Annotated in this window: 12 protein-coding genes; 7 read left to right on the forward strand and 5 right to left on the reverse strand. The window is 72.3% G+C overall.

Annotation, left to right across the window (positions count from 1 at the left end):
• Positions 1–126: 126 nt before the first annotated feature.
• Positions 127–1767 (forward strand): alkaline phosphatase D family protein, encoded by a 1641-nt coding sequence (locus ACZ58V_RS17225; protein ID WP_468190785.1) that lies wholly within the window; start codon positions 127–129, stop codon positions 1765–1767.
• On the opposite strand, the gene ACZ58V_RS17230 is transcribed toward ACZ58V_RS17225, so the two are convergent.
• On the reverse strand, positions 1754–2776 hold the full coding sequence (locus ACZ58V_RS17230; RefSeq protein WP_468190783.1) for a Gfo/Idh/MocA family protein: 1023 nt from the start codon (positions 2774–2776) through the stop codon (positions 1754–1756). The two genes, ACZ58V_RS17225 and ACZ58V_RS17230, sit on opposite strands and share 14 nt — an antisense overlap.
• 86 nt (positions 2777–2862) lie before the next feature.
• Between ACZ58V_RS17230 and ACZ58V_RS17235 the strand changes: the two genes are divergently transcribed.
• The 4 genes from ACZ58V_RS17235 to ACZ58V_RS17250 all read left to right on the forward strand — a co-directional run bounded on the left by ACZ58V_RS17235 (position 2863) and on the right by ACZ58V_RS17250 (position 7146).
• Positions 2863–4197, forward strand: coding sequence for a multidrug effflux MFS transporter (locus tag ACZ58V_RS17235; RefSeq protein WP_468190781.1), 1335 nt, complete (start codon positions 2863–2865; stop codon positions 4195–4197).
• Positions 4122–5324: a serine hydrolase domain-containing protein gene (locus ACZ58V_RS17240; protein ID WP_468191738.1), complete on the forward strand. Its 1203-nt coding sequence runs from the start codon at positions 4122–4124 to the stop codon at positions 5322–5324. The genes ACZ58V_RS17235 and ACZ58V_RS17240 overlap by 76 nt, the downstream gene beginning before the upstream one ends.
• A 396-nt stretch (positions 5325–5720) precedes the next feature.
• Complete coding sequence (locus tag ACZ58V_RS17245; RefSeq protein WP_471290631.1) at positions 5721–6710, forward strand: small ribosomal subunit Rsm22 family protein; 990 nt, start codon at positions 5721–5723, stop codon at positions 6708–6710.
• Between the two features lie 82 nt (positions 6711–6792).
• On the forward strand, positions 6793–7146 hold the full coding sequence (locus ACZ58V_RS17250) for a hypothetical protein (RefSeq protein WP_189724708.1): 354 nt from the start codon (positions 6793–6795) through the stop codon (positions 7144–7146).
• Here ACZ58V_RS17250 and ACZ58V_RS17255 read toward each other — a convergent pair.
• Together ACZ58V_RS17255 and ACZ58V_RS17260 are read right to left on the reverse strand one after the other, a co-directional pair.
• Complete coding sequence (locus ACZ58V_RS17255) at positions 7113–8474, reverse strand: S28 family serine protease (RefSeq protein WP_468190777.1); 1362 nt, start codon at positions 8472–8474, stop codon at positions 7113–7115. The two genes, ACZ58V_RS17250 and ACZ58V_RS17255, sit on opposite strands and share 34 nt — an antisense overlap.
• A gap of 127 nt (positions 8475–8601) precedes the next feature.
• The gene (locus ACZ58V_RS17260; protein WP_193477643.1) at positions 8602–8814 is read right to left on the reverse strand and encodes a DUF6243 family protein; all 213 of its coding nucleotides are present in this window, start codon (positions 8812–8814) and stop codon (positions 8602–8604) included.
• A gap of 115 nt (positions 8815–8929) precedes the next feature.
• Here ACZ58V_RS17260 and ACZ58V_RS17265 point away from each other — a divergent pair, with 115 nt between their 5' ends.
• A complete protein-coding gene (locus ACZ58V_RS17265; protein ID WP_468190775.1) occupies positions 8930–9559 on the forward strand; it encodes a TetR/AcrR family transcriptional regulator in 630 nt (209 codons plus the stop codon).
• Here the strand turns inward: ACZ58V_RS17265 and ACZ58V_RS17270 are convergent.
• Positions 9529–10458: a glycerophosphodiester phosphodiesterase gene (locus ACZ58V_RS17270; protein WP_468190774.1), complete on the reverse strand. Its 930-nt coding sequence runs from the start codon at positions 10456–10458 to the stop codon at positions 9529–9531. The genes ACZ58V_RS17265 and ACZ58V_RS17270 overlap by 31 nt on opposite strands.
• Positions 10459–10650: 192 nt before the next feature.
• On the opposite strand from ACZ58V_RS17270, the gene ACZ58V_RS17275 reads away from it, so the two are divergent.
• Positions 10651–11379, forward strand: coding sequence for a bifunctional DNA primase/polymerase (locus tag ACZ58V_RS17275; RefSeq protein ID WP_189724703.1), 729 nt, complete (start codon positions 10651–10653; stop codon positions 11377–11379).
• Positions 11380–11405: 26 nt separating this feature from the next.
• On the opposite strand, the gene ACZ58V_RS17280 is transcribed toward ACZ58V_RS17275, so the two are convergent.
• Complete coding sequence (locus ACZ58V_RS17280; RefSeq protein WP_468190771.1) at positions 11406–12398, reverse strand: SCO2278 family lipoprotein; 993 nt, start codon at positions 12396–12398, stop codon at positions 11406–11408.
• Positions 12399–12657 lie beyond the last annotated feature (259 nt).

Here is a 12657-nt window from a genome sequence, read left to right on the forward strand (position 1 = left end):
AGCGTACGGGAGGCCCCGCCATGCGGAACTCATCCGTCCGTCACGTGCGTGCGGTGTACACGTCGTCCGGGTGTCGACCCCGGCCACTCCAATGCCCTGTGCAGCCATTCGCCAGGGGAGGACCGGATGACACCCGCAGCACGCCCGTCCCAGCACGCCCCCGAACTCCGCGCGGCCGCCCGGCACATCGGCCGACGCGGCTTCCTCACCACCACCGGGGCCGCCGCCGCGCTGGCCTTCGCGACCAATCTGCCCTCGGCCGGAGTCGCGGCCGCCGCCGAACTCGACGCCGCGCGGATCACCGAGAACCCGTTCACACTGGGCGTCGGCTCCGGTGACCCGCTGCCCGGCTCCGTGATCCTTTGGACCCGCCTCGCGCCCGCCCCGTTCCAGGCCGACAGCGGACTGCCCGCCGAGCGCGTCACCGTCCAGTGGGAGCTGGCCCACGACGAGCGGTTCCGGCGCATCGCCCGGCGCGGCACCGTCACCGCGCACCCCGAGTTCCACCACACCGTCCACGTCGAGGCGGGCGACCTGGAAGCAGGCCGCGTCTACTACTACCGCTTCCGCGTCGGCCGTTGGGTCAGCCCGGCCGGCCGCACCCGCACCGCCCCGGACCCCGGCAGCCGCGTCTCGGAGCTCACCCTCGCCGCCGTCTCCTGCCAGGCCTACCACGACGGCTACTACACGCCGTACGCCCATCTCGCCGCCGACGACGTCGACCTCGTCTTCCACCTCGGCGACTACCTCTACGAGTACGCCGTCGACTCCGCCGGCGGGCAGCGCAAGTACACCGACCGCACCCTGCCCGATCTCTTCAACCGCGAGACGCTGACCCTGGACGACTACCGCCTGCGGTACGCCCTCTACAAGTCCGACCCCGACCTGAGCGCCGCACACGCCGCGCACCCCTTCGTCGTCACCTGGGACGACCACGAGACCGAGAACAACTACGCCGACGAGATCCCCGAGAACGACGTCCCGCCGGAGGAGTTCCTGCTGCGCCGCGCCGCCGCCTACCGCGCCTACTGGGAGAACCAGCCGCTGCGCAGCCCGCAGCGCCCCGCCGGACCGGACATGCGGCTCTACCGCCGCCTGACCTGGGGCCGGCTCGCCCAGTTCGATGTCCTGGACACCCGCCAGTACCGCTCCGACCAGGCCTACGGCGACCGGGCGCACGTCCCGGGACCCGAGTCCGACGACCCGGCGCGCACCATGACCGGCGCGACGCAGGAACGCTGGCTGCTCGACGGCTGGCGCTCCTCGCGGGCGCTGTGGAACGTCGTACCGCAGCAGGTCATGTTCGCCCGGCGGCACATGGACGCGACCACCCCGTCACGAGTGTCGATGGACGCCTGGGACGGCTACAGCGCCTCACGCCGGCGCGTCCTCGACGGGGCGAAGGCCGCCGGCGTCGAGAACCTGATGGTGCTCAGCGGCGACGTCCACTCGGCGTACGCCTTCGACATCAAGGACGACTTCGCCGACCAGTCCTCGGCCACGCTCGGCACGGAGATCGTGGCGACCTCGATCTCCAGCGGCCGGGACGGCGCCGAGAAGCCCCCGACCTGGGACACCTACATGGGCGCCAACCCGCACCTGAAGTTCTTCAACGGACGGCGCGGCTATGTGACGGTCGCGCTGGGGCGGGAGTCGGCGCGGGCCGATTTCAAGACCGTGCCGTACGTGACCACGAAGGGGGCGCTCGTCACGACGGCCGCGTCCTTCGTGACGGAGGTGGGGGAGCAGGGGCTCAAGCCGGCGTGAGGCGCGGCTCGCCCGTCTCCCCGGGGTAGCGGACGCCGACGCGGTCCCGGATCGCGTCGAGCGTCCGCATCACGGCGAGCGTGCCGTCGAGCGGGACGAGCGGCGACTCGGTCTCGCCGGCGCGCACGGCGCGCATCACCTCGGCGGCCTCGTGGCGCAGGCTGTTGCGGGGCCCGTCCGCCGGATCGGCCGTGAACTCCTCGGCGTCACGGCCGTCCCGGTGCAGCACGAAACGGTCCGGGAAGAAGAACCCGCCCGGGACGTCGATCCGGCCCCGTGAGCCGGTGACCGAGGCGGAGGTCGCCGTACCGCCGACGATGGAGCAGTGCACCGAGCCGAGAGCGCCGCTCTCCCAGGACAGCAGGGCACCCGTCTGGAGGTCGACGCCCTCCTCCGAGAGCACCGCTCGCGCCGCGATGTCCGACGGCTCCCCGAGCAGCAGCTGAGCGAACGACACCGGATACACGCCGAGATCGAGCAGCGCGCCCCCGCCCAGCTCCGGGTTCCGCAGCCGGTGCGAGGGCGGGAACGGGCCGGCCAGCCCGAAATCGGCCTGGACGCTGCGCACTTCGCCGATGGCACCGTCGTCCACCAGCGACTTCAGCCGCCGCACCAGCGGATTGCAGTACATCCACATCGCCTCCATCAGGAAGCGCCCGTGCTCCCGCGCCAGCGCGACGAGTTCCGCCGCCTCGCCGACGTTCAGCGTGAACGGCTTCTCGCACAGCACGTTCCGCCCGGCCGCCAGGCACAGACCGGCGGCGGTCCGGTGCGCCGTGTGCGGCGTGGCCACGTAGACGACATCGATGTCCTCGTCCCGCGCGAGCGCGTTCCAGTCGCCGTACGCACGGGGTATCCCGAACCGCTCCGCGAACGCCTTCGCCGACTCTTCGGACCGCGACGCCACCGCCACGACCTCCGCGTCCGGCAGGTCGATCAGATCCGCCGTGAACGCGGCCGCGATCCCACCGGTCGCCAGGATGCCCCACCGCACCGTGTCCGCCGTCATTCCCGACCCGCCTTCACCTTGTGACCCCGAGCAGTCCGTACGAGCTGAGAGCATAGGGGGCGATCGAATCGAACAGGGAGGGACTCATGCCCGAGGGTGGGGCGTCCATATCGAACACCGCGCAGGGGGCCGCAGCCGGGACGGAGCGGCCCGACCTCACACCGCACCGCCGCACCGGGCTCCTCGTCACCTTCCTCCTCGGCAGCCTGACGGCCGTACCGCCGCTGGCGATGGACATGTACCTCCCGTCGCTGCCGGAGGTCACCCGCTCCCTGCACGCGCCCGCCGCGACCGTCCAGCTCACGCTCACCGCCTGCCTGGCCGGCATGGCGCTCGGCCAGCTCGTCGTCGGGCCGATGAGTGACCGCTGGGGGCGCCGCCGCCCGCTGCTCGCCGGGCTCGCCGTCTTCGTCGTCGCCACCGTCCTGTGCGCGCTCGCCCCGACCGTCGAGCTCCTGGTCGCCTTCCGGCTGGCCCAGGGCCTCGCGGGCGCCGCCGCGATCGTCATCGCCCGGGCCGTCGTCCGCGACCTCTACGACGGCATGGCCATGGCCCGCTTCTTCTCCACCCTGATGCTGATCTCCGGGGTCGCCCCGATCGTGGCGCCGCTGATCGGCGGACAGGTGCTGCGCGTGACGGACTGGCGGGGCGTGTTCGTCGTCCTCACCGTCATCGGCATCGCGATCGGCGTCCTGGTCTGGACGAAGCTGCCCGAGACCCTGCCGCCCGCCGAGCGCCACAGCGGCGGCGTCGGCGAGGCCCTGCGCGCGATGCGCGGTCTGCTCGCCGACCGGTCCTTCGCCGGCTACACCCTCACCGGCGGCTTCGCCTTCGCCTCGCTCTTCGCCTACATCTCGGCGTCCCCCTTCGTCATCCAGGAGATCTACGGCGCCTCCCCGCAGACGTTCAGCCTGCTGTTCGGCGTCAACTCCGTCGGTCTTGTCCTCGTCGGCCAGATCAACGGCAAGATCCTGGTCGGCCGGGTCAGCCTGGACCGGGTGCTGGGCATCGGCCTGACGATCGTCATCGCCGCCGCGACCGCGCTGCTGCTGATGTCCACGGGCGTGTTCGGCGAGGTCGGTCTCGCCCCCGTCGCCGTCGCGCTCTTCGTGCTGATGTCCGCGATGGGCATCACCCTGCCCAACACCCAGGCTCTCGCCCTGATGCGCACCAAGCACAACGCGGGCTCCGCGTCCGCCCTGCTCGGCACGTCGTCGTTCCTCATCGGCGCGATCGCCTCCCCGCTCGTCGGCGTCGCAGGCGAGGACACTGCCGTCCCGATGGCCGTCGTCCAACTGGCCGCCGCACTGGTGGCAGTGGCCTGCTTCATGGGAATGTGCCGACCCTGGAGGACCTCGAAGACCTCGAAGTCCTCGAAGACGGAGAGCAGGACCGCGAGCGCGGAGGGAGCGGACAGCTGAGCGCACCGAGACTGCGCGACGGCACGCCGGAACGGGCCGGACTCGACCCCGAGGAACTGCGTCATCTCGTCCGGGAGGTCCACGTCCTCACCACCGGGCAGCGTCCCTGGGCACCGGGCGCGGTCCTGGTCGTCGGGCGCGGCCCGGTGATCGCGGTGGAGGAGGCGGCGGGCTGGGCCGTGCGGTACTCGGCCTACGACGAGGACGCCGACGCCGGTGTGGAGCTCCCCGCCGAGGACCGGGTCCCGATGACCGTCGGCACACCCTTCGACCTGGCGTCCCTGACGAAACTGTTCACGTCCGTGGCCGCCGTGCAGCAGATCGAGCGCGGCACGCTGGGCATCGACGCGAAGGTGGGGGCGTATCTGCCCGACTTCACGGGGGCGGCCCGGCACGGCGTCACCGTACGGCAGCTGCTCACCCACACCTCCGGGCTGCGGCCCGAACTCCCGCTGTACGACTGCGCCGACGCCGCGCACCGGCTGGCGATGCTCCAGGCGGAGGCGCCGGTCGGCGTACCCGGCACGTACTGCTACTCCGACCTGAACATGCTCCTCCTCCAGTACGTCCTGGAACGCGTCACCGGCCGCACGCTCGACGTCCTCGTCCGCGACGGCATCACCCGGCCGCTGGGCATGACGGCGACGGAGTTCGGGCCGTGCCCCGGGGCGGCGGCGACGGAGGACCAGCGGCGGCCGTGGGCCAAGGCGGACCGGGGGATGCTGCGGGGCGAGGTCCACGACGAGAACGCCTGGGCGCTGGGCGGCGTGGCGGGTCACGCGGGCCTGTTCTCCACGGGCCGGGACCTCGCGGTGTTCTGCCGCACCCTCCTCGCCGGCGGCTCCCACGGCCCCGCCCGCATCCTCGGCCCCGACTTCGTCGAGCTCCTCTTCACCCCGCCCGGCCTCGGCTTCTCCCTCGACCAGCCGTGGTTCATGGGTGACCTGGCGGGCCGGGGCGCGGCCGGCCACACGGGCTTCACCGGCACGTCCCTCGTCCTGGACCCGGCGACGGACACGTTCCTGATCCTCCTGACGAACGCGGTCCATCCGCGCCGCCGCCGCCCGGACAACGCGCCCAGGGCTGCTGCGGGGGCGCGGGTGGCTCGGGCGGTACGGGGGATATGAGAGCGCTGCTCTCCCGGGAGGGCAGTGCTCTCATACGGCGAGCGTGAGCGCCGCTCCCACGCCGTGTGGATAGTGGTGCCTCTGGAAACGAGCGTGTCGGTTCTTCGGCCCGGTGGGTGCTCGGCTGGCGGGTGCCGCTTGCCCGCTCGGCCGGTGTTCTCCGCGCGAGCCTCGCTCTCCACGTCCGTTCTCCCGCGTGTGGAGGGCGCTGGCCGCGGAAGCGGGCGGTGGGCCGGTGTGTGAGGTCGGTTCTTCGGCCCGGTGGGCGCTCGGCTGGCGGGTGCCGCTTGGCCGCTCGGCCGGTCTTCTTCGCGCGAGCCCCCTGCCGCGCGAGCCCCGTCCTCCTGCACGAGCACCGCTCTCTCCCTCCCTCCCCGCCCCTCGTAGAATCACCGGGTGAACGCCCCCGCACCCCCGGCCGCCGAAACCCTCCGCACCGCTCTCGCCGGTCTGCTCGACGGGCTGCCGCCCCGGCAGGCCGCGCGGGCGGTCGAGCGGCTGATCGCCAGCTATCGAGGGGCCACCCCCACCGACGCTCCCATCCTCCGGGACCGGGCCGATGTCGCCGCCTACGCGGCCTACCGGATGCCCGCGACCTTCGAGGCGGTGCGGTCGGCGCTCCAGGGGTTCGCGGATGCCGTGCCCGAGTGGGCGCCCGGCGGGCATCTGGACGTCGGCGGGGGTACCGGCGCCGCGGCCTGGGCCGTGACAGCGACCTGGGACGGGGAGCGGCCCGTCACCGTGCTCGACTGGGCCGAGCCCGCGCTGGCCCTCGGCCGGGAGATCGCCGCGGCCAACCCGGCCCTGCGGGACGTGCGGTGGCAGCGCTCTCGGATCGGAACGGCGCTCACCCTGGAGAGCACGGATCTCGTCACGGTCTCCTACGTCCTCAACGAGCTGACCGCCCCCGACCGCACCGCCCTCGTCGACGCCGCGGCGACCGCCGCGCAGGCCGTCGTGATCGTCGAACCCGGCACCCCCGACGGCTACGCCCGCGTCATCGAGGCCCGCGACCGGCTGATCGCCGCCGGCTTCCACATCGCCGCCCCCTGCCCGCACAGCGCGGCCTGCCCCATCGCCCCGGGCACGGACTGGTGCCACTTCTCCGCCCGGGTCAGCCGTTCCTCCCTGCACCGCCAGGTCAAGGGCGGCTCCCTCCCCTACGAGGACGAGAAGTTCAGCTACGTCGCCGCCGCCCGCTTCCCCGTCGAAGCGGCCCCCGCACGCGTCGTACGCAAGCCCCAGATCCGCAAGGGCCAGGTCCTCCTCGAGCTCTGCGAGACCGAGCCGTCCCTGAACCGCGCCACCGTCACCAAGCGCCACGGCGACCTGTACAAGGCCGCACGCGACGCTCACTGGGGTGACGCCTGGCCGCCCGCACCCTGATCATCGGCCCCCTGTCAGGTACGCCTAAGATCAACTCGCGCCCATGGGCGTGAGCATGACGTACCAAAAACGGGAGAACCCTTTGAAGAAGCTTCTGATCGCTCCGGTGGCGGTCGCGACCCTGGCCCTGGCCGGGCTGGTGCCGAGTGCCTCCGGCACGGCGACCGTACAGAGCGACGACATGACGACCGTCGCGGCCACCGCGAAGTGCAAGAGCCTCACGGCGCTGTCGAACGTCAACGTCCGCAAGTCGGCCAGCACCAAGTCGACCATCCTGCGCCTCTGGTACAAGGGCACCAAGGGCTGTGACATCAAGGGTGTCGACGGCGGCTCGTACAAGGACGCCTGCGGGATCAAGAGCTACCACTACTGGCGCAAGGTCAACTACCGCGGCACCGTGGGCTACGTGCCCAACGTCTGCGTGAAGTACTCCTGACCGACCCAGCGGCGCAACGTGTCCTCCGCCGACGACCGGTCGGCGGGGGGCAGGTCCGCGATGTCGACGCTGTGATTGCCGCCCGGCACCCACAGCATCCGCGCGTCGGGGCCCCCGGGCCGGAAGTGCTCGGCCACGGCCGGGTCCTGGGCGCTGTTGACGAACAGCAGCCGGCTGCCGCGGCGGCGGACCCAGCGGTCGATGTCCGGCATCGCGGCGGAGTCGAAACGCAGCGGGATGTCCCGGGGGACGAAGTTGCGCGCCTCGATGCCGCCCGGGTGGCGCAGCAGATCCTTCAGGTGGGCGGTGGGGACATCGCCGTACCCCAGCTGTGTGCCGATCTGGTACCAGTACGGGATGTAGTTCCGCGCGGAGTTGTCGGCGTACAGGGACAGCCCCGCCCAGCGGTCCAGCCACGTGTACAGCTCGTCGGCCGTCGCCTGCGGGCCGGGGATCGCGGCGATGCCGGCCGGCGTCGCGCGCTGCCAGAACATGAACAGGACACGCAGCACGGCGATTTCGAACGCCTTGTCGGCGCTGCCGACGATACGGAAGGTGTCGCCGGTGGCGGACGCCCAGGCCTCGTAGCGGGCGGCCAACTCGGCCCGGTGCAGCAGCATTCGACGCTGGGCGGCCTTGACGGCCTCACGGTCGGGGGCGGCGCCGACCGTCTCCAGGAAGCGCAGGCAGGCGGAGTCCTCGCGGTCGTCGACGTTGTTCGGGGCCGAGTAGACCACCGTGCCGTCCACGTCAGCGGGGTGGAAGCGGCGGTGGTAGACGCTCGTCATGCCGCCCTTGCTGCTGCCGGTGGAGAGCCACGCGCCCGGGTAGACCCGGCGGAAGAGGCGGACGACGCGGTGGTGGTCGTCGGCGGCCTGGCGGATGGTGAGGTGGGTGTAGCCGGTTTCCGCCGGGCGTGAGGTGCCGAAGTAGCGGTGTTCCACCTGGAGTTGGTTGGCGCCCAGCAGCGTCGCCGGCTCGGTCCGCCGAGGGGTGAGGACCGCGTGGTAGCCGGTGCTGAACAGCACCGTGGGCCGGTCGGCGGCGGTGTGGAGCAGGGTGAGGCGCTGCTCGAAGGTGCCGGCCGCGGGGTCGGTGTGGTCGACCGGCTGGCGCAGGCCCAGGACGAAGTGGCGGTACCCCGGTTCGGCGTCCTGCCGCTCCTCGATCAGCCGCAGTCCGGGCAGCGCCCGCAGGGTGTCCGCGATGTCGGCGTCCCCCGGCCCGGGTCTTCCGGCCGCCGCCCGCGCGGGTACGGCCGCCGTGGCGGCGAGGCCCGCCGCAGAGACCGCCGAGGTGAGCAGCCGTCGTCTCGTCCACACGCCCATCGTGTTTCCTCCCGGGTGTCCGTCGGTCGCGGTTCCGTCGCGGTGTCACGACCGCTTCAGTACATCCGCCGGACGTCCCGGGAGGATCCCGCGCGCGAGGGGACGGTCTCCCCCGGGCGGGGGAGGCTCACGACGACCGGTCGGTCGTACCGCCCTCCTGTCCTTCGCGCTGTTGCTGTCGCTTCTCCTGGAGCTTGCGCAGCAGTTCGCGCTTCTGGGCCTGCGGGTCGAGACCGCCGCCGATCCGGCCGCCCCGGCCGCCGCCGCGCAGCGCGTTGCGGCCGAGGTTCTTGCGAGATCCGCCGACGCCCAGCATGTTTCCGGCTCCGCCTCGGGTCATGTCGAGGCTCCTCTCCTGAGTACGATGACGATGTAACGAGACGTTTCGTCTCGCGGCTTACCTTCACCACTGTCAGGCGAGACGCACCGTCTTGTCAACCTGATAAGTTCGAGCCATGAGCCTGAAGAAGCCCGCGCAGCCCGCCCCCGACTCCACCCGGCGCAGCGAGAGGTCCCGTCGCGCCATCTACGACGCCGCCCTCACGCTCGTCGCGGAGGTCGGCTACCCCAAGACCACGATCGAGGGCATCGCCGCCCGGGCCGGTGTCGGCAAGCAGACGATCTACCGGTGGTGGTCCTCCAAGGCCGATGTCCTGCTGGAGGCCTTCCTCGACCTGAGCGAACAGGCCTCCCGGGACGCGGGCCCGGAGTACGAGTTCGCCATCCCGGACACCGGTGACCTCGCCGCCGACCTCAAGGCCGTCCTGCGCCTCACCGTCGACCAGCTCCGGGACCCCCGCTTCGAGGGCCCGTCCCGCGCCCTGGCCGCCGAGGGAGTGGTCGACGAGCAGCTGGGCCGCATCGCCGTGGCCAAGCTCCTCGAACCGTCGCTCCAGATGTACGCCGACCGGGTGCGCTCCGCGCAGGAGGCCGGCCAGGTCCGCCCGGACGTGGACCCGCGCATCGCCCTCGAACTCTGGGTCTCCCCCCTCGCCCAGCGCTGGCTCCAGTACACCGGCCCGATCTCCTACGAGTACACCGACACCCTCGTCGACTACGCCCTCCACGGCCTCGCGCCCCGCTGAAGGGCCCTCCGGGCGTCCCGCTGGGCGTCCTGCCTGGCCTCCCGGGCCTGCCGGGCCTGCAGCTCGGCGATGCGCGCCAGCCGCCCCGGCGCGTCCGTGATCACCCCGGTGCACCCCAGCGCCAGCACCCGGTCCCGCTGCGCGTCCGTCACCACCGTGTGCGCCCACACCCGCGCGATCCCCGAGTTCACCGCCCGCGTCAGGTCCGCGTCGCGCGCCCGGTGGTCCACGTCCAGCAGGTCGACGTACGACCGCCAGCGCTCCGGGCGGTCCGTGCGCAGCTGCCGCGCCGAGCGCCACAGCTGGGTGAGCAGGCCGAGGCGGTGGGCGCGCCGGGCCACCCCGGGGTCGTTGGAGTTCACGAAGACCGAGCGGGCCAGGCCACGGGCCCGGATCAGGCCGGCCAGCCGGTTCAGGCTCCGCGGATCCTTCGCCTCCAGCATCAGCACGATCCGCCCGCCGAAACGGTCCAGGACCTCCGCGACCGTCGGCGGCCGCTCCGACCGCCAGCTCCCGGGCAGCACGTCCCTCGGGCGCAGCCGTACGCCCTGCCACTCCCGGGCGTCCAGGCCGCGCACCTCGCCGCCCAGGTAGGTCGTGCGGTTCAGGGTCTCGTCGTGGAACACCACCGGCGTGCCGTCGCGCAGCAGCCGCGTGTCGAAGTCCAGCACCTGCGCCGTACCGCGCCCGTAGGCGGACATCAGCCCCGACATGCTGTTCTCGGGGACCTCGTGGGCGCCGCCGCGGTGTGCGACGTACGTGATCCGGGGGAGTGCCGCCACCGTCAGCGGGCCGGTGCCCCACTCCAGCGGCATCGGGGCGGTGTCGTGTGCCGTGAGGGTCAGCGCGACCACGGAAGCCGCGGTGGCCAGGCCCGTCAGCGCGATCGTTGTGCCCATGGCGATACGGTAGGTCGCCATATCAGGTCAAAGCGGGCAATGACACCGATCTCGGTGCGGCATATGCCTCGCTCGCCCCACCGGTACCCGTCTCATAGCTCCTGCCCCGGATGTGGGCACTGGCCCCCCGGTGCGCGGGAAGATGGGACCATAGGGCATGCTGTTCCGCACGACAGCGAGGCGAGGGGATAGATGAGCGCGGAGTTCGGCGGTCGGACCGGCCTGCAGGGCAAACTCACCCAGTGGCTGCGCGCCGGGCGCCGGCCGAAGGAGACCGCCGGTGACGGCGGCCGTGAGGCCCTGCTGCTCGCCGCCGCCGGGGCGGGACTGCCCCTCGCGCCCGCGGCCCACCCGGCCGGCTACCGCTGCTCCTGCGACCGCGTCGGCTGTCCCACCCCGGCCCGGCACCCCGTGTCCTTCGCCTGGCAGACGCAGTCCACCACCGACCGCGCCCAGATCGAGCGCTGGGCCCGCCACCAGCCCGAAGCCAACTTCATCACCGCGACCGGCATGGTGCACGACGTCCTCGACGTGCCCCTGGATGCCGGTCGCGACGCGTTGGAGCGACTGCTCGCGGAGGGTGTCGAGGTCGGTCCGGTCGCCGAGAGCGACGACGGCCGCATGCTCTTCTTCACCCTCACCCGCGGGACGCCGGAGGACGAGGACGAGTGGTGGCCGTGCGAGCTGGACTGCCACCCCGAGACGGCGGACGAGCACCCCGGGCTGCGCTGGCACTGCCGTGGCTCCTACGTCCTCGTGCCGCCGGCCCGGCTGCCCGGCGACGGCCGGGCGGTGCGGTGGGTGCGCGGGCCCGAGCATGAGCTGCCGGACCCGTTGAGCCTGCTGGAGGTGCTCACCGAGGTCTGCGGCCGGTACGTCGACGCCGACTCCGCGGGGTCGGCGTGGCCTTCCCGACGCTGAGGCCCTGAGTCGCCCTAGGCCCTGCGCTACGAGCCCTCCGCGGAGGTCATTCCCTGGATCCGGCCCAGGATCGTCACCTTGCCCTGGCCCTTGGGATCCAGCGCCACCTCGTTGGAGACGAACTCCAGCGTGAGGGACTGCTTGATCTCGCCCTTCGTCAGGGCGAGCACGTCCTTGTTCGGGGTCGGGAACGTCGTGCCCGCGTAGGCAGTCTGCTTCTCGTAGTGCCGCGTGGTGAAGAACACCAGTGCGCCGCCGTCCGTCGTGCGCAGCGCCAGCGGTCCGTAGTCGCCGTTCGTCAGCGGCTCGTCGATGTACTGGGTGACCAGGCCAGGCCTCTTGGTGTTCTTCTCGCGCAGGGCACGCCACTGGCTGGTGTGCGCGCCGTCCGCGAAGGCGGTCCCGCCGTTCTTGAGGTACGTCGTGTACGTCTGGCTCAGATCGCCCGGCTTCGCCGCCACGCTCGTCGAGTTCACGGGGACCGGCTCGGCCCAGCCGTCCGCGTCCTTCTTGAACTCCGGGACCTTGCCGGGGGCGACGAGGGTCAGGTACGCGACCTGGAACGGGTCGTCGAGGCTGCTGCGGGTGAACACGAGCAGCCAGCGGGCGGTGCCGCCCTTGTTGCCGGCAGCGTCGACGACGAACCAGCGGGGCCAGCCGGCCTTCTTCGGGATCGTGAACTTCGCGTCCGTCAGCTTCAGCGGCGAGTGGTTCGGGTTGCCGCCCGGGTTGTTCTTCTGGCCGGCCTCCAGACGAGCCGAGTCGATGTCGGCGAGGGCGCCGGTGGTGTGCTCGGCGTCCAGGGAGGCGTCGTAGGCCTTGTCGGCGTCGTTGTACGCGGTCGTGAACTCCTGGAGCGCCTTGGCGGCTTCGGCGCGGGTGGTCGCCGGGAGGATCTCCCGTTCGCCGTGCACGACGACGCATCCGCTCGCCGTCAACGACAAAGCGGTCACCGAGGCCGATATGAGGGTCCTCCGGCCAAGCGTGCGGAGTGTTCGAGGGTCGCGATCCCTGATCATCGGGTGCCTTCACCTTCCCCTTTCCGGAGGCGAACCCTACCGGGTGCCTCCGGCGGTCGGGGCGGGGTGGGTGCGCCTGCTCGCCGGTGGTGGGTCGGGGCCGCGCCGGGGGGTGTCCGTCCTCGGAACGGCGCGATGGGGTTGGACGCCGACTGACTGTTCGTTGACGCGCCAACCGCTGCGGGCGGACACCCCCCGACACGTCCCCTTGCGTAGTCCCCCCCCCGCCGCTGCGGGCATGCGTGCCGCTAGGGGCGGC

The organism is Streptomyces sp. NPDC040589 (assembly GCF_055594445.1).